Here is a 16,745-nt window from a genome sequence, read left to right on the forward strand (position 1 = left end):
CGTAGACGATCCACAGGCAGAGGAAGTAGAGCTTGATCTGCGCTTCGTCCCACAGGCTGCCCCAGCTGTCGACGAAGGCCAGCGACTTCCAGCCTTCCATCCAGGCCGCGCCACCCCAGCGCAATACCCAGGTGGCGAACAGGCTCCAGGCGGCGAATATCCCGATCCAGGCCAGCAGGCTCATCGCTTTCCCCTCCCCGGGAAACGGATGCCGGGTAGTGGCGGGGGGGGGGGGGGCCCCCGGGGGGGGGGGGGGGGGCCCGGCGCCGGGCGGGCCGGCCGCGGGGCGGGAACGGCGCGGCCGGGCCCCGCCACCCCTTCTATCTGCCCCCCCCCGCCCCCGCCCCCCCCACGACCGCAGTGCGATCAATCGCCGCCCTGGTCCGCGTTGGCGGCGCAGCTGAAGCTCTTGCGCTTGTCCACCAGGCGGCCCATCAGACGGTCGCTCAGAGGCAGCGCATCACCATTGAGGCGCCAGTCGTAGATCACGCTGAAGGCCAGCACGCGCGCGACGTACTCGCGGGTTTCCTTGTAGCTGATGGTCTCGATCCACAGGTCCGGGTCATAACCCGGGCGCTGGCCCTGCCAACGCGCGGTCGGGGTCGGGCCGGCGTTGTAGGCGGCGATGGTCACGTACGGCAGACCGTCGTACTTGTTCATCAGCTGGCGCAGATAGGCGGTACCGATGGCGATGTTGGTGTCCGGGTCGTACAGGCTGTCGGCGCCGCCGTAGCCGGTCAGGCCGATCGACTTGGCCACGCCGGCACCGGTGGCCGGCAGCACCTGCATCAGGCCCATGGCGTTGGCAGGCGAGCGCGCGCGCGGGGTGAAGGTGCTCTCGGCGCGGATCTCTGCCGCCACCCAGGCCGGATCGATCGCGTTGCGTGCCGATTCGCGGCGGATGGTGGCGTCGTGGTGCAGCGGGAAACGCAGGTCGTACAGGCGCTGTTCCTGCGGCTGCTTGCCGAGTGCGAACACGGCGCGGTCGAACCAGCCATTGTCCTGCGCTACGCGAACGGCGAGGCGGCGCTGGGTGTCATCGAAGCGCGATAGCGCGCTGTTCCATTCGGCCACGGCCCAGCCGGCGCGATCGATCTGGTACAGCGCCATCGCGCGCTGGATGGCTGGGTCGCGCGCGATCACCGCTTGTGCTTGCGTGCTGTCGTTCGGCTTCCACGGGCACAGCGTGTAGCCCTGCTGCAGTTTGTCGGCGGCGAGGAAACCATGGAAGGTCGGTGCGCGCGCGGCCTCGCGGAACAGCGGCTGCGCCTGTTGGGCCTGGCCGGTCTTCTCCAGCATGCGGCCTTCGAAGTAGCGCCAGCGCGGGTCGCTGCGCTGCTTGCTGCCCATCTTGCGGATCGCGGTCAGCGCCGCCGGCCAGTCACCGCGCGACATCGCTTCGCGCACGCGCCACTCGTGCAGGCGTTCGTCGTACGCCGATTCCGGCACCGCGTTGAGGCGCCGCGCCGAATCGGGCAGGTAGGACGCCACCGTCCACAGTGCGATCTGGTACAGCACCTGGCCCTGCTGCTCGGCACTCAGGCCCAGTGCCTGCGCGTACTGCGGCAGCTGCTGTTCGGTGGCGCCGGGATCGGCCTTGGCCAGCTTGGCCAGGCCATCAGTGGCGATGCGCCGGCTGCGCTCGTTGCGCGGCCAGTTCAATGCGCTGGCATTGGGCTTGTCGACAAAGGCCGCGTAATTGTTGGCCAGCGCCAGGTCGGTGGCAGGCAGGCCACGTGCGGCGCTGCGCATCACAGCGGGTTGCTGGGCGTCGGCGGCGGCATCGATGCGTTCCCAGCGCAGCGCGTCGCTCAGACCACCCTGCGCCTGCAGCACGGCGAAAACGGCATCACAGCCGTCCGGCAGCGACTTGCCGCTCTTGCGCCACAGATCCTGCGCTTCGCTGATCCACTGCGGATCAACCTTGCCGGTCACCTGGCGCGCGGTCAGCTGCGCACAGCGCAGGCCGGCGTTGTCGGTGGGCGCCCAGTTGGCGAGCAGGGTCGGCCAGTCCTGGCGGCGTGCGACCGAGGGCAGCCACACGCTGCGGAAGGTGGTAGCCACGGCCTGGCCGTCGTAGCGCTTGAGGAAGGCCTGCGCCTGCGCGGTATCGACGGTGTCGATGTTGCGGCGCAGGTTGGCGTACTCCAGCCAGCCGTATGCAGGATGGCGGCTGAGTGCGGCGGCTTGGCCGGGATCGAACTGGCCGCGTTCGGCGGCAGCGATCGCGGCCTTCAGCTGCGCGTTCTGGGCGTCGAGGGACTGGGCATTGGCGCAGCCGATCAGCAGCGTGGTGGCCAAGGGCAGCAGGGACAGGGCGGTCGAAGAGCGTCGGGTCATGGCGGGCAGCATAGCGGGCAATGGCTGAATTCAGTTTCGCATTGCGTGCACGCGATGGGTCGGCAACGGCAGCTGAATGCTCGTGCTGCAGGCACTGCCTCGCGAGCCTGCGGGCGACGTAGTGTCGAGCTTGGGCGAACGGCCCGGCTGCAGGGAGCGGCACATGGCGTTCAGTAGCGCAGGAAGAAGCGGCCCGCTGGCGGACATCAATGTCACGCCACTGGTGGATGTGATGCTGGTGCTGTTGATCATCTTCATCGTGACCGCGCCGATCGTGGCCCGGCCGATAGCCGTGCAGTTGCCACAGGCCACCGATCGCGTGGTCGACCGTCCCGAACCGCCACCGCCGATCGAGCTGCGCCTGGACGCTGCCAACCAGCTCAGCTGGAATGGCCAGCCGATGGTGATCAGTGAGCTGCAGGCGCGCCTGCAGGCACAGGCGGGCGAACATGCCGGCAACCTGCCGGAGCTGCGTATCGCCACCGATCCGGCGGCCGAATACGAAGGCATGGCGAGGATTCTGGCCGCAGCCGAGGCGACCGGCATGGAGCGCATTGCGTTCGTGCGGTAGTGCGATGTCTCACTGCCGCTCATGCGGTGATTGCTGCATGAGCGGCGCTTCCCCTGCTGACAGTGTCGCATCCAGGATCCGCAGAAAGGCCATTTCAATCTGCGCTGGAACCGGGGTTGGATGTGCTCGCCACCTTCCGGTCCCAGCGGCACGTTCAACGTCGAAAGCAGTCAACTCGGCTCTCTCGAAATCCACCACAACCGTCAATCCCTCTCCCGAGGCCAAGGCCGCATCGCTGGGAGAGGGGCAGTTGTTGCACTCGATCACGCCGCCTGCTCTCGATTCGCCCGCCAGGGAAAAAAGCAGCGTCATCACCGTCGTGACACCCAGCACCGCACTCACCGCTTTCATGATCGACCCTCCCGCGAATGGCTGGAGGTGCGAGTCTGCGCTGGATCGACTAGCGGCGCCTTCTGAAAGAGGGAATTTCAAACTATTCCTGAAACGGTCCGGCAAAGACCTTTTCCATGAATGTGGCAGCCCCCGGCGCGCGCTGTCGCAGCCGGCATCAAGGCTGCCTGTCGTGAACAATATCGTCCGGTCATAACCTGCAGTCATCTGACGCAATCGGCCTGCAATTGCGTCAATTCCGCGTGAAAGAGTGTCGATCATCACGCCGCGATTTTTACCACTTGTTTACAAAGGAGACGGCGCCGCCATGCAGGGAGGGAGTGCGGCAGCCCTTGTCCCGACATTCCTTTGGAGAGAGAGCGAATGAATCACCTGCACCACCGCCCTTTGGCGGTTGCCGTCGCGCTGTGCGTGATGACCCTGGCACCGTTGGGTGCCGCTGCACAATCCACCACCAACCTCGATGCGGTGGAAGTCACCGGTACCCGCATCAAGCGCGCTGAAGTCGAAGGCCAGGTGCCGATCCAGACGCTGACCCGCGGTGATATCGAACGCACCGGCCTGACCTCGATCGGCGAAGTGCTGCAGCAGCTCACCGGTTCCGGTTCCGCGCTCAATGCCAAGTTCAATTCGTCCGGCAACTTCGGCTTCCCGCCCGATGGCAGTGGTGTAGGTGCTGGCTCGGCGCAGGTGGACCTGCGCCATCTGGGCGCCAAGCGCGTGCTGGTGCTGGTTGACGGCATCCGCTGGGTCAATGAGTCGTCCGCCTCCGGTGTGGGCTCGGCCACCGACCTCAACACCATTCCGCTGGCCATCGTCGAGCGCATCGAAGTGCTCGAAGATGGCGCGTCGTCGCTGTATGGCTCCGATGCCATTGCCGGCGTGGTCAACATCATCACCCGCCGTGACTTCGATGGCGGCCAGGTGACCCTGAACTACGGCGAGTACAGCAAGGGCGATGGCACGCAGAAGGGCGTGGACCTGGCCTGGGGCAAGAGCGGCGACCGCTTCAGCCTGTTCCTCGGCGCCAGCTGGACCAAGCAGGATCCGGTGTTCGCCAAGGACCGCGAGCAGTCGCGCTTCCCGATTCCCGGCACCGGCCTGGCCTTCGGCAGCGGTGGCATTCCGCAGGGCCGTTTCATGTTCACCGACCCGAACACCGGTGCGGTGCAGAACATCGTGCCCAATACCGGCGTGAGCAACCCGCGCTACGACGGCAGTGCCGGCTGCGCGCGCACCGATGACTATCACTGCTTCACCAGTGCTGATCGCTTCAACTTCGCCGAATACAACATGGTGCTGACACCGTCGGAGCGTAAAGGCCTGTTCGGTCAGTTCCGCTTCGACATCACCGACAACGTGCAGTGGTACGTCAAGGCACTGGGCAACCGCCGTGAGTCGACCAACCAGGCCGGCCCGGAGCCGCTGTTCTTCGGTCCCGATGGCGCCACCGGCAATCTGCTGGCCGACAACATCACCGTGTCTGCGCTCAACCCGTACAACCCGTTCGGCTTCGACCTGGTCTCGGGTGACAACCTGAGCCTGATCGGTCGCCGTCCGGTGGAAGGCGGCGCGCGCGTGTTCAAGCAGGAAGTGGACACCACGTATTTCGCCACCGGCTTCGTCGGCAACTTCCAGGCGGCTGACCGCAGCTGGTACTGGGACGTCAACGGCATGTACAGCAAGAACAAGGCCGAACAGACCAACTACGGCAGCTACAACATCTACAACGTCAACATGGCGCTGGGCGATCCGTCCGTCTGTGCGGCGACGCCGGGCTGCGTGCCGCTGAACATCTTCGGCGGTGCCGGTTCGATCACTCCGGACATGCTGAAGTGGATCCAGCCGGTGGTGCGTGACCGCAGCCAGAACGAGCTGAGCCTGTTCACCGCCAACCTGTCCAGCGACCTGTTCACGCTGCCGGCCGGCCCGGTGTCGTTCGCTACCGGCTTCGAGTATCGCAAGTACGAGGGTTCGTACCAGCCCGATCCGCTGACGGTGGCGGGCCACTACAACGGCGTGCCTTCGCAGCCGACGTCCGGCTCGTATGACGTCAACGAGGCCTACCTGGAGTTGAGCGTGCCGATCTTCGCCGACTCTTCATTCGGCAAGAAGCTGGACCTGAGCCTGGCCGGGCGCTATTCGGACTACTCCACCTTCGGTGGCGAATTCACGCCCAAGTACGGCCTGCGTTGGCAGGTGACCGACGATTTCGTGCTGCGCACGACCTATGCCGAGGGCTTCCGTGCACCGTCGATCGGTGAGTTGTACGGTTCGGCCGCGCGTGCCGACCTGCAGTTGTTCGATCCATGCTCGGTGGGCCTGGGCGGTACGCCGCCGCGCGGCAGCGCCGCCAACTGTGCCGCGCTGGGCGTGCCGGCCGGCTTCCAGCAGGCCAACTCGCAGATCTCGGTGACCACCGGCGGCAACCGCGAGCTGGATCCGGAGCGCTCGCGCAGTTTCAGTGCCGGTTTCGTGTGGAGCCCGTGGTTTGGCAACAACACCTCGTGGTCCGAGCGCTTCGACGTGGAGGTGACCTTCTATCGCCATGCCATCGATGGCGCGATCCAGGCAATCAACGCGCAGACCCAGCTGGACCTGTGCGTGGAAACGCTGGATCCGATCTACTGCGATGGCATCACCCGCGCCAATACCGGTGCAGTGAGCAGCTTCAACAACCGCCTGACCAATCTCGGCTCGATCAAGACCGATGGCTGGGACGTGGATCTGTTCTGGACGTTGCCGCAGAGCTCGATCGGCCAGTTCAAGCTGGGCTGGAAGAACACGTTCGTCGGCCGCTACGAGGCCACCGGTGCGGCGGGCCAGAAGCAGCCGCAGAAGCCGGGCGTGGAAGTGGCCGACAGCTCGATTCCGGAATGGACCAGCAATGCCAGCATCGGCTGGACGCTGGACCGCTGGAGTGCCAACTGGACCGTTCGGCATATCTCCGAATTGACCGAGAACTGCGGTGACGCCTCTGTATTCCCGGTCTGCAGCAACCAGGCCGCAGGCACCAATACGCTGTCGGCCACTACCTTCCATGACATGCAGGTGGGCTACAAGATCGACTGGATGAAGGGGCTGCAGCTGACCGCTGGCCTGAACAACGTGTTCGACAAGGATCCGCCGATCTGCCTGTCGTGCTCGTTGAACGGTTACGACGCTTCGACCTATGACATCCCGCGTGGCCGCTACTGGTACCTGCGCGCGGACCTGCGTTTCTGATGAAGGGACGGCGCCGGGCTCAGCCCGGCGCCGTTGCAGCGTCGAGCCATGCTCGACTCCATGAAGGTGGTCAATCCGGAATGTCCTGTTCCGGGTCATCCTGTTCAAGGCTGGCACGGCGGAACGCGGTGCGTGCCCATCCCAGCCCGGCCATGATCATCATCGGCCCGACCGCGAAACCAGGCAGTGAGGGAATGCGGAACTGTGGCAGCGTTTGGACCAGCAGGTTGTACAGGATCCAGGCCACCAGGATCAGGCCGATCCCCGCGCACAACAGTCCGAACAGCACCTGTGGAATGCCCATTGCCAATCCCAGCGCGCGCTCGGAGCGGGTAGGAGTGGGGATGGCGCGCAGTTCACGGCCCAGATCGAACCAGAACAGGATCGCTGCGGGCAGGCCGATCAGCAGAAGCAGGATGAAGTAGCCATTGCCTGTAGCGACCATCAGCGGCAGCGAAGAGAACAGGGCCACGAGCGATAGACCGAGTTTCGTGCGGGTGCGCATGGCCGGTCGTCCTTGAGGGGGAAGGCGCGAGGTATCCGTCTGCGCGACGCTACACCTGCAAGGGCAGCGCGGCAACGGGGGCGCTGGGCGCCCCCGTTGTGGTGTCGAGCCGTGCTCGACGACCCCGTGTGATCGAGTCGAGCATGGCTCGACGCTACAAGGCCGGTTGGATCAGAACGCCCAGGTGAACGTCAGCGAGCCATTGCGGCCGTCGCCGTAGGCACCGTAGCCGGTGATCTGCGAGTAGTACTTCTTGTCCAGCAGGTTGTTGAGGTTGGCCTGCACGCTGAACTCCGGCGAGATGCGGTAGCGCACGAAGGCACTGACCAGCGCGTAGCCTTCCTGTTCGAAACGGCCCACTACCGGCGCAGCGTAGTAGATGCGGTTCTGCCAGTTGGCACCTCCGCCGACGGTCAGTTCCTGCAGCGATTGCGGGGTGTAGCTGGTGAACAGCTTCAGCGCGGTCTGCGGCAGGTTGGTGTTGATGTCGGCGCCGTTGATGTCCTTGGCCACGTAACGTGAAGCACCGAAGGTCGCGTTCCAGCCCGGTGCCAGTTCGCCGTTCACTTCGAACTCGAAGCCGCGGCTGACGGTGCCACGTGCAGCGATGTAGGCGGTCTCGTTCATTTGCCCGTCGACCTTGTCCATGGTTTCCTGGCCAACGTTGTCCTGCTCGATGCGGAACACTGCCACGGATGCATTCAGCCGGTTGTCGAACCACGCGCCCTTGACGCCGACTTCGTAGCTCTTGCCATCGACCGGATCGAGGTAGCTGCCCTGCTTGTTGCGCAGCGTCTGCGGCTGGAAGATCTCGGTATAGCTGGCGTAGGCGGAGTAGGTATCGTTGATGTCGTAGACCAGGCCGGCATACGGCGTGGTCACTTTGTGCGAGCGGTCGTTGCCTTCGTCTTCGCTCTTCCAGTCGGTGTAGCGCGCACCGATGATCAGCTTCAGTGGATCGGCCAGCGACAGGCGTGCGGCGGCATAGCCGGCCTTCTGGGTGATGGTGCCCTGGCTGGCAAGCTTCAGCGGTCGCCAGTTCGGCTGCGGGAAATCACCGGTCCAGCCGAAGTAGCTGGCCAGCGGCAGGTACTGTGCATTCGGATCGTTGAAGTCAGGCTGGAAATCACCATAGTTGGCGAACTCACGCTTGTTGTAGCTCAGGCCGGCCATGAACTGGTGCTCGCGGCCGAACAGCTGGAACGGCCCATCGATGTAGCCATCGATGCCATCAACCTTGCGCTCGGTGTTGTAGAAGCCGGCCATCGGCGTGATGCCGGCGCCCGTGGTCTTGTTGAACGCGGTGTAGGCCGGATAGAACAGCTTGTCGTCGGCCTTGGTGCGGTCGTGGGTGGCGCCGATCTTGAACTTCCAGCCGTTGCTGAAGGCATGCTGCAGGGTGGCGAACGCACGCTTGCTGGTGGTGTCCCAGTAGGTCCAGTCCGGCGACGGATTGAACGAGGTCGGATAGTTGGTCGGGCTGCCATCGGCGTACCACATCGGGAAGCCGCCCCAGGTCGCGCCGTTGGCGCGCTTCTGCTGGTAGTCGTAGCCCACGCTGAGCTGCGTGTCCGGGGTCAGGTCGGCGTCGATGACGGCATAACCCAGCGTCTTGCGCTGGTTGTAGCGGTCCATCTGACCATCGGTGTCCAGGTAGCTGCCGATCACCCGGCCGCGCACCGTGCCACTGGCGTTCAGCGCGGTGCCCACGTCCACGGTGGTGCGTGTGCGGCCCCAACTGCCGACGTTCACCGAGATGCTGCCGGTCAGTTCTGCGCTGTCGGCGTGTTTGCGGATGAGGTTCACCGAGGCGGACGGATTGCCGGCACCGCTGAGCAGGCCGGTAGCGCCGCGTACCACTTCCACGCGGTCGTACAGCGCAAGATCGAGGCCGGAATCGCCGTAGCTCCAGTTCTGCACCATCTGCGTCGGCAGGCCATCGAACTGGTAGGCATCGATGTAGAAGCCACGCGCGTAGAACTCGGTGCGCTCGCTGTCGGACTGGGTGCTGGTCACGCCGGTGGTGTTGGCCAGCACGTCGATGATGTCGTCCAGCTTCTGATCTTCGATGCGCTGGTGGCTGATGATGCTGACCGACTGCGGGATCTCGCGCGGTGCCAGATCGAAGCGGGTACCGGCCGAGGTGCGGCGCACCGAATAGCCTTCGGCACGTTCGCCCTTGACCACCACCTTGTCCAGCGTGGTCGGATCGGCGGCGGTGTCGGCGAAGGCGGCCGGGGCCACGGCGCAGAGAACGGCAAGCACGGCAACGGACAGCCGCTGCGGCTGCAGGGTACGGAAGGCGGGACGGGTCATGGGGGTCCTGGACGAGCACGCGCGTTCGGCCGGCATCCAGGAGGCGAGGCGCTACGGGTAGGGGAAGGGCGGGCAGGCCGTCCTGGCACCACCGGAAACGAAAGAAATGGTAATACGAACTATTCCTATTTACAAATCATGAACGGTTCGGTGCGCGGGTGCGCCGTGGCGATCAGCGCAGCAACGGCAACGGGTTGCGGGGGCCGTTCGTGCCGTAGATGCCCCAGTGCAGATGCGGCGGCGTGCCCTTGGCATTGCCGCTGTCGCCCACGTGGCCGAGCAGGTCACCGGCCTGCACCACCTGGCCGCGCGCCAGGCCCTCGGCCCAGCCTTCCAGATGCGCGTAGTAGTAGCGTTCTCGCCCGGGCCCGATCACCCAGACCTGGCGACCACCGAGGCCGCGTTCGCTGACATCCGCGATGACGCCGGCAGTGACGCTGCGCACCGGCGTGCCGCGCTGGGCGAAGATATCGATGCCGGCGTGGGAGCGGTCGCGGCCGCGCGGCGCGCCGAAGGTATCGGCGATCTGGCGGGGGCGCACACCCTCCACCGGCACCGGGAGTTCGGTGGCCGGCGGCATCTGCGCGAGTGTCCACAGCATCTTTGGTGCGGCGGCCCAGGGACTGTTCCACAGCGCCATCGCGGCAACGACGGCAATGGCCAGCCACAGACCGCGCAGCAGCCAGCGGCGCAGGCGACCGGCAGGAGAGGACGGAGTACTCATGGTCTCCGACTGTAGCGTCGAGCCATGCTCGACGGCTGCTGCTCTGCGGTAAAAGCGCAGTCGAGCATGGCTCGACGCTACAGAACCGGTGCCAGCGGGACCTCGAAACTCCGCTTCAAGGTGCCCAGTGCCACCGAGGTACGGAAACGCTCGATGTTGTCATCGCCACCGAACAAGCGCTCGGTGATCGCCTCGTACTCCTCCATCGACGCGGCCGAAAGCAGCAGCAGGAAATCGCCATCGCCGGTGATCGAGTAGCACTGCTGCACGGCCGGGTCGTCCTGTACGCGGCGCTTGAACGGCGCCACGCGTTCGCGCTGCTCGCTGACCACGCGCACCTCGACGATGATGGTCAGCGGCCGCCCGACCTTGGCGGCGGCGACCACCGCCACATTGGCTGCGATCACGCCGCTGTCCTGCAGGCGCTTGATGCGGCGCTGCACGGCCGGAGTGGACAGGTGCACGGCCTCGGCGATTTCGCGCTGCGGCAGGGTGTTGTCCCGCTGCAGCAGGTCGAGGATGGCGCGGTCGAAGCTGTCGAGCACGGGGGCGGTGGCCATGGCGAGCAGAAATTGCACGAACGGGCTGTCAATTGAGCCAAGTGCTCGGCGCCGGCGCAATAGACTTTGCGCATGCAGACCTCACGACTCGCGCCGATGTTGCCGGCGCTGGCGGTGCTCGGCTCGGTCACCTCGCTGGCCATCGGCACCTCCTACGCAAAACACCTGTTCCCACTGATCGGCGCGCAGGGCACCAGCGCGTTGCGCGTGGGCTTCTCGGCGCTGTTGCTGCTGCTGTTCTGGCGGCCATGGCGCTGGAAGACCAGCCGCGTGGATGCGATCACCATCCTGCGCTACGGGCTCACCCTGGGTCTGATGAACCTGCTGTTCTACATGGCCCTGCGCACGATTCCCTTCGGCATCGCGGTGGCCATCGAGTTCACCGGGCCGCTGACGGTGGCGATGCTGTCATCACGACGACCGATCGACTTCCTGTGGGTGGGCTGCGCGGCGGTGGGGCTGCTGTTGCTGTTGCCGATCGGTGGCGGCCCGGCGCTGGATCCGGCCGGCGTGCTGTATGCCATGGGTGCGGCGGCGTGCTGGGGCCTGTACATCGTGTTCGGCAAGCGTGCCGGCCATCTGCACGCCGGGCATTCGGTGTCGCTGGGGCTGCTGGCGGCGTCGCTGGTGGTGGTGCCGGTGGGCGTGGTGCATGCCGGCGCCGCACTGCTCGATCCGAAGATCCTGGCGGCGGGCCTGCTGGTAGCGCTGGTCTCCAGCGCGATCCCGATGTCGCTGGAGATGATGGCGCTCAAGCGCCTGCCCAAGGAGACCTTCGGCATCCTGATCAGCATGGAGCCGGCAGTGGCCGCGCTGTGGGCGATGCTGCTGCTGCACGAGCACCTGCATGGATTGCAGTGGCTGGCGATCGGCTGCACGGTGCTGGCCTCGGTGGGCAGCACGATGACCGCGCGGCGGCTGAAGGTGCCGGTGGTGCAGGCGGGGTAGCGCCGGGCCATGCCCGGCGGAGAGCGTGCCAACCAAGGTTGGCACCCACCAGGAGCGGTCAGCGCAGGGCGTCGGCCGGGACGTCGATCTGCATCGCCAGGGCGAGGTGATCGGAGAACGCGGCCGGTACGGCTTCCACGGTGCGGGTCTGCAGGCCGCTGCTGACCAGGATGTGGTCGATGGCGCGATCGGGGCGCCAGCTGGGGAAGGTCGGCACGATGCAGCCCGGTGGTTGCAGGCGGGTCTTCTGGTACAGCACCTGCATTTCCGGGCGTTCGGCCAGGCAGTTGAAGTCGCCCATCAGTACCGCGTTGGGATGGTCGGACAGCAGCTCGGCGATGAAGCCCAGCTGCGACATCCGCGAACCCGCGCCCAGCGACAGATGGGCTACCGCTACCGCCAGGCCATCGGCGCCGTCGCCGAACTTGGCCAGCAGCACGCCGCGCCCGCCGATGCGGCCGGGCAGGGCGTGATCCTGCACTTCCACCGGTTCCAGCTTGCTCAGCAGGCCGTTGGCGCTGGAGGCGACCCCGCCCATGCGCCGGTTCGGCTGGTGGCTCCAGTAGTTGAAGCCGGCACGCTGGGCCAGGTAGTGGGTCTGGTTGGTGAAGCCCGAGCGCAGGCTGCCCGGGTCGGCCTCCTGCAGGCCGACGATGTCATGTTCGCGCGCCAGGGTGGCGATCGCGTCCAGGCTGCTGCGCTTGCGGCCCGCCGGCAGCGCATGTGACCAGCTGCGGGTCACATAGTCGCTGTAGCGGCGGGTACTTGAGCCGGCCTGGATGTTGGCCGTCAGCAAGCGCAGGGTCCGTGTACGGGGGGAATTCACGGCCGGGAAACGCTTCTCTTGGATCAGTGAGCCTGGGCCGCACCGCGTTCGCGGGCGATCAGGTGGTCGGCAATGCGCAGCATGTCCGGGAAGCTCTTGCCCTTCACCAGGTACTTGCCGTTGACGATGATCGACGGGGTGCCGCTGATCTGGCTGCGCTGGGCGAACTGCTTGGCCGAGTTGGTCTTGGCATTCACCGCGAAGCTGCCCATGGTGGCGGCGAACTGCTTCGGATCCACGCCGTAGGCACCGTAGAACTTGGCAATGTCGTCCACCGAATCACGGCCACGCTCGCCCTTCAGGGTCTTCTGCGAGTGGATGGCGGCGTACAGCGCTTCGTGGGTCTTCTCCTGCACGCCCAGGGTCTGCGCGGCGTAGAAGGCACGGGCGTAGTCATCCCAGGTGCCGCCGAACATGGCCGGCACGTAGACGAAGTTCACGTCGCTCGGCAGGCCGGCCTTCCACGGGCCGACCAGCGGCTGGAATGCGGCGCAGGCCGGGCAGACATAGCCGAAGATCTCGGTCACTTCGATCTTGCCGGCGGCCGGCTGGAACGGCTGGCCGTTCGGGATGACCTGGTAATCGGCGCCTTCCACCGGAGCCGGGCCGGTCAGCGCGGCGGTGCTCGGAGCCGGTGCGGCAGCCGGTGCGGCTTCGGCTGGGGCCTTCTCGCCTTCGGCGACAGCCGGAGCGGTGCCTTCGCTGCCCGCGGCCGGTGCAGCGGCGGGCTCGGTGGTGGCCGGAGCGGTCGCCGGTTCGGCCGGGGCCGCGGTGGTGTTGGTGCTGCCGTCGTCGGCCTTGCAGGCCGCCAGGATCGGCAGCAGCGCTGCGAGTGCGAGGGCGTAACGGATCTTCATGGAAACGTCTCCAGCATCTGGAAAGGTGGGGCCGGCGTCATGCGCCGGCCAGGGGGAAATGATGACACGCGGCGGCGACAGCGCCGTGTCGGTGGTGGGTGTTGGTTCAGCGGCCGCGGGCGGCGCGGGCCTGGGCGATCAGCGCCGAGGCGATGCGCAGCTGGTCGTCGAAGCTGTCGCCACGGACCAGGTACTGGCCGTTGATGATCAGCGCCGGGGTCCCGGGGATCTTGGTGCGCTGGGCGAACGCGCGGGCGGCATCGACCTTCTTCTGTACGGCATCGCCGCGCAGGGCCTGCAGGTAACGGTCCGGGGTCACGCCGTAGGCCTTGTAGAAGGTGGCGAGCTCATCGGCCGAGACGTTCTGCATCGGCAGCGAGCCGTCCTGGTGCAGGGCCTTGAACACGGCGCCATGGCTGCGCTTGGCCACGCCGACTTCGTCGGCGGCGTAGTAGGCCAGTGCCCAGGCATCCCAGGCGCCGCCGAAGGCTGCCGGTACCGGAGTGAAGCGCACATCGGCCGGCAGCTTGGCTGCCCAGGCTTCCAGCTGCGGTTCGAAACGGGCGCAGTGCGGGCAGGTGTAGCCGAAGACCTCGACCACCTCGATCTTGCCGGCCAGCGGCTGGAACGGGCCCGGCTGGGCGATGCGCTCGTAGTCCTTGCCTTCGACCAGCGGGGCATTGGCGGGGGTGGCGGCGCAGGCTACCAGCGGCAGCAGCACCAGCACAGACAACAGCAGGCGGGAAATCAACCTCATCGACACGCATCTCCGTTGAAAAAAGCAACGCCGGCGCGGTCGCCGGCGTGAAGGAAACATACCGCAGCCGCGGGCCGGCGTGGCGACCCGGGCCGACCAGTGGTGGTCAGGGGGCGGCAGCCGGTTGTGCCGGCGTGGTGGCAACGGCCACGTCGTCGGCCTTGTTGTGCAGGCCCTGCAGGTAGCTCGACAGCGCCTGCACCTCCTGCTCGCTCAGCTTCTGCGCAACCGCAGCCATGATCTGGAAGTGCGCCTTGTCGGTCTCGTTGGTCTGGCCGGCCTGGTATTCCTGCAGGCGGCGCGCGACATAGCTGGCGTGCTGGCCGCCGATGTGCGGATAGGCCGGGCCCGGATTACCGGCGCCACTGGGGCCGTGGCAGGCCATGCAGGCCGGCAGGCCGCGTTTGGCGTCACCGCCACGGTACAGCTGCTGGCCGATCTCGTAGAACTTCATGCCCTTGTAGGGGCCGTCGGTGACCGCCGTGTCATCGGCGATGCCGGCAGTGGCCTTCTGCGTGGCGAAGAACGCGCCGATGTCGCGCATGTCCTGCGGGGTGAGGTTCTGTACGAACGGCACCATCGCCACCGCCGCGCCGGAGCTGCGCTGCCCATTGGCGATCAGGGCCATCTGCTGGGCGACGTAGCGTTCGCTCTGGCCGGCGATGGATGGGTACATCTCCACCGTGGAATTGCCGTCGGCGCCATGGCAGGCCGCGCAGGCCGAGGCCTTGGTCTGGCCGGCCTTGGCATCGCCCCAGTGGGTCTTGCTGAAATCGACCTCCAGCGAGGCGGTGTTGATCGGCCCGTTGTCGGGCAGCGGGGTCAACGTGGTCTGCGCGAACGCAGCGGCGGCAACGACTACGGCAGTGGCAAGGGCGGATACGGCAAGAACGCGAGCGTGGCGCATGCTAAAGCTCCGTATGGACCGGGCCGGGCGGCAGCCACGGCATCGTCCGGATTATCAACGCCGTTTCCGCGCACGGTCAACGCAGCAGTGCAGCATTTTCCCGGCGGAGGGCCCGGGGCCGGGCGCGCGGTGCCACAACATGCGATCCTATGCACATGTCATTGCTCATCGAACGCGCTCAATACCACCTCTCTGCCCACAACATGGGGCAGCTGCCGCCCGATGAGGGGGCCGAAGTGGCCTTTGCGGGCCGCTCCAACGCCGGCAAGTCCAGTGCTCTCAACGCATTGACCCGCCAGAACAGCCTGGCCCGGGTCTCCAAGACCCCCGGCCGCACCCAGCAGCTGGTGTTCTTCCAGGTGACCCCGGAAGCCCATCTGGTCGATCTGCCCGGTTACGGCTACGCCAAGGTGCCGCTGGACCTGCAGGCGCACTGGCAGGCCTTCATCGACCGCTACTTCCGCACCCGCAATGCGCTGAGGGGCCTGGTGGTGGTGATGGATATCCGCCACCCGCTGAAGGACTACGACCGGCAGATGCTGGCCTATGCCGTGCAGCGTGGCCTGCCGGCGCATGCGTTGCTGACCAAGGCCGACAAGCTGAGCCGCAGCCAGCAGATGCAGACCCTGCAGAAGGTGCGCAAGGAACTGCACTCCTCCTTCGGTGATACGGTCAGCGTGCAGGTGTTCTCCGGCGCCGCCCGCACCGGTGTGGACGAAGCCCGCGGCATCATCGGCGGCTGGCTGGGGCTGGAATAAGGCATTTCCGGTCGCCCGGCTGGCAGCCGGGCGCTACCGCTCTGATGCCCGGTAGTGCCGGCCGCTGGCCGGCAACGCCACCAGGCCCGGCGGCACCTCATTTCAACGGCGAATACTCCGCCGGCACCCACGCATAGGCCTTGCCCTCGCCACGCACATGGCCCAGACCGGGGAACGGCAGGTGCGCACCGGCCACCCACCAACCGTTGGCGGTGGCCTGCTGCAGCAGGCCGCGCCGGCTGGCGATGGCGGCTTTGCGATCCGAATCGGCCTCGAAGGCCGCCTCCGGGTGCGCGAACTGCACCGCGTGGAAGTGCAGCACATCGCCCCACACCAGCAATGACTGGCCCTGGCTGTCGAACCGGTAGGAGACATGGCCAGGCGTATGGCCATGGGTGTCCATCGCCACCGCGCCACCGGGCAGGGCATCGCCGGGGCTGAAGGTGCGCAGGTGGCCGCTGGCCTGATAGGGCGCTACCGCGTTGCGCGCCAGCGGGAAGGCAAAGCGCACGCCCTTCGGCGCGGTGGCCTCGCTGGCCGGGTTGAGCCAGTAATCGGCATCGGCCTTGGACAGCCACACGGTGGCATTCGGGTAGGCCGGCTTGCCCTGCGCGTCGAGCACCCCGCACAGGTGGTCCGGATGGGCGTGGGTCAACAGCACTTCGTCCACCTCGGCCGGGTCCACGCCGGAGGCACGCAGGTTGCCCAGCACCTGGCCCAGGCCGGGGCCGAAGCACTGTGCGGTGCCGGTATCGACCAGGGTCAGGTGGTTGCCCTGGCGCACCAGGAAGGCGTTGATCGCGGTCTGCAGGCCCTTCTTGTCTTCGGGTACGTAGCGGCCTTCCAACAGGCGGCTGACCAGCGTTGGCGGCACGTCGACCACTTCCTGCCGGCCCAATGCGACCACGCCGTCGAACAGGGCGGTGACCTGCAGCGCACCGACGCGCTGGTGGTAGACGCCGGGGACCTGCTGGGTGGGGGCAGGCGACGTGGTTTCGGCCAGCGCGGCCAGTGGCAGGGATGACAGGGCCAACAGCAGGGCGTGGTGCAGCGGCAGGGGACGCAGGGACATGATGGTTCTCGGTGGACGACGGGTGGTT

The 16,745-nt window shown here is 66.7% G+C and carries 16 protein-coding genes; 4 read left to right on the top strand and 12 right to left on the bottom strand.

Features of this window, described 5'->3' with window-relative positions:
• Both V3B64_RS15570 and V3B64_RS15575 read right to left on the bottom strand, forming a co-directional pair.
• A partial coding sequence (locus V3B64_RS15570) for a hypothetical protein (protein ID WP_329914425.1) occupies nt 1-184 on the bottom strand: 184 nt, incomplete at its 3' end.
• A 182-nt stretch (nt 185-366) separates the two neighbouring features.
• Nucleotides 367-2,352, bottom strand: a complete 1,986-nt coding sequence (locus V3B64_RS15575) for a transglycosylase SLT domain-containing protein (RefSeq protein ID WP_329914463.1) — start codon at nt 2,350-2,352, stop codon at nt 367-369.
• A 151-nt stretch (nt 2,353-2,503) separates the two neighbouring features.
• Here V3B64_RS15575 and V3B64_RS15580 point away from each other — a divergent pair, with 151 nt between their 5' ends.
• Nucleotides 2,504-2,911, top strand: coding sequence for a biopolymer transporter ExbD (locus V3B64_RS15580; protein WP_071229521.1), 408 nt, complete (start codon nt 2,504-2,506; stop codon nt 2,909-2,911).
• Nucleotides 2,912-2,920: 9 nt separating this feature from the next.
• On the opposite strand, the gene V3B64_RS15585 is transcribed toward V3B64_RS15580, so the two are convergent.
• Nucleotides 2,921-3,526: a hypothetical protein gene (locus tag V3B64_RS15585; RefSeq protein WP_329914426.1), complete on the bottom strand. Its 606-nt coding sequence runs from the start codon at nt 3,524-3,526 to the stop codon at nt 2,921-2,923.
• A 99-nt stretch (nt 3,527-3,625) separates the two neighbouring features.
• Between V3B64_RS15585 and V3B64_RS15590 the strand changes: the two genes are divergently transcribed.
• On the top strand, nt 3,626-6,487 hold the full coding sequence (locus V3B64_RS15590; protein ID WP_329914427.1) for a TonB-dependent receptor: 2,862 nt from the start codon (nt 3,626-3,628) through the stop codon (nt 6,485-6,487).
• A gap of 70 nt (nt 6,488-6,557) precedes the next feature.
• Here V3B64_RS15590 and V3B64_RS15595 read toward each other — a convergent pair whose 3' ends face one another.
• The 4 genes from V3B64_RS15595 to V3B64_RS15610 form a co-directional block, all read right to left on the bottom strand.
• Nucleotides 6,558-6,992, bottom strand: coding sequence for a hypothetical protein (locus V3B64_RS15595; protein ID WP_329894252.1), 435 nt, complete (start codon nt 6,990-6,992; stop codon nt 6,558-6,560).
• Nucleotides 6,993-7,163: 171 nt separating this feature from the next.
• Entirely contained in the window at nt 7,164-9,308 is a 2,145-nt protein-coding gene (gene fhuE, locus V3B64_RS15600; RefSeq protein ID WP_032128963.1) for a ferric-rhodotorulic acid/ferric-coprogen receptor FhuE, read from the bottom strand.
• A 172-nt stretch (nt 9,309-9,480) separates the two neighbouring features.
• A complete protein-coding gene (locus V3B64_RS15605; protein WP_071229523.1) occupies nt 9,481-10,032 on the bottom strand; it encodes a M23 family metallopeptidase in 552 nt (183 codons plus the stop codon).
• A gap of 77 nt (nt 10,033-10,109) precedes the next feature.
• Nucleotides 10,110-10,592: an Lrp/AsnC family transcriptional regulator gene (locus tag V3B64_RS15610; protein WP_049400468.1), complete on the bottom strand. Its 483-nt coding sequence runs from the start codon at nt 10,590-10,592 to the stop codon at nt 10,110-10,112.
• A gap of 72 nt (nt 10,593-10,664) precedes the next feature.
• Between V3B64_RS15610 and V3B64_RS15615 the strand changes: the two genes are divergently transcribed.
• The gene (locus V3B64_RS15615; protein WP_032128972.1) at nt 10,665-11,540 is read left to right on the top strand and encodes an EamA family transporter; all 876 of its coding nucleotides are present in this window, start codon (nt 10,665-10,667) and stop codon (nt 11,538-11,540) included.
• A 58-nt stretch (nt 11,541-11,598) separates the two neighbouring features.
• Here the strand turns inward: V3B64_RS15615 and V3B64_RS15620 are convergent, their stop codons facing one another.
• The 4 genes from V3B64_RS15620 to V3B64_RS15635 all read right to left on the bottom strand — a co-directional run bounded on the left by V3B64_RS15620 (nt 11,599) and on the right by V3B64_RS15635 (nt 14,887).
• Nucleotides 11,599-12,336, bottom strand: a complete 738-nt coding sequence (locus V3B64_RS15620) for an endonuclease/exonuclease/phosphatase family protein (RefSeq protein WP_005419292.1) — start codon at nt 12,334-12,336, stop codon at nt 11,599-11,601.
• A gap of 53 nt (nt 12,337-12,389) precedes the next feature.
• Nucleotides 12,390-13,223 carry a thiol:disulfide interchange protein DsbA/DsbL gene (locus tag V3B64_RS15625; protein ID WP_153854514.1) on the bottom strand — a complete coding sequence of 278 codons (834 nt, stop codon included), beginning with the start codon at nt 13,221-13,223 and terminating at the stop codon, nt 12,390-12,392.
• Nucleotides 13,224-13,329: 106 nt separating this feature from the next.
• Nucleotides 13,330-13,980: a thiol:disulfide interchange protein DsbA/DsbL gene (locus tag V3B64_RS15630; protein WP_049400466.1), complete on the bottom strand. Its 651-nt coding sequence runs from the start codon at nt 13,978-13,980 to the stop codon at nt 13,330-13,332.
• 106 nt (nt 13,981-14,086) lie between these two features.
• Complete coding sequence (locus V3B64_RS15635) at nt 14,087-14,887, bottom strand: c-type cytochrome (protein ID WP_049400465.1); 801 nt, start codon at nt 14,885-14,887, stop codon at nt 14,087-14,089.
• Between the two features lie 155 nt (nt 14,888-15,042).
• Between V3B64_RS15635 and yihA the strand changes: the two genes are divergently transcribed.
• On the top strand, nt 15,043-15,645 hold the full coding sequence (gene yihA, locus V3B64_RS15640) for a ribosome biogenesis GTP-binding protein YihA/YsxC (protein WP_041864681.1): 603 nt from the start codon (nt 15,043-15,045) through the stop codon (nt 15,643-15,645).
• 97 nt (nt 15,646-15,742) lie between these two features.
• Here yihA and V3B64_RS15645 read toward each other — a convergent pair whose 3' ends face one another.
• Nucleotides 15,743-16,717 carry an MBL fold metallo-hydrolase gene (locus V3B64_RS15645; protein WP_329914428.1) on the bottom strand — a complete coding sequence of 325 codons (975 nt, stop codon included), beginning with the start codon at nt 16,715-16,717 and terminating at the stop codon, nt 15,743-15,745.
• Between the last annotated feature and the right edge of the window lie 28 nt (nt 16,718-16,745).

Origin of the sequence: Stenotrophomonas sp. SMYL86, assembly GCF_036320025.1 — a bacterium.
In the GTDB taxonomy this organism is placed as follows: domain Bacteria; phylum Pseudomonadota; class Gammaproteobacteria; order Xanthomonadales; family Xanthomonadaceae; genus Stenotrophomonas; species Stenotrophomonas maltophilia_A.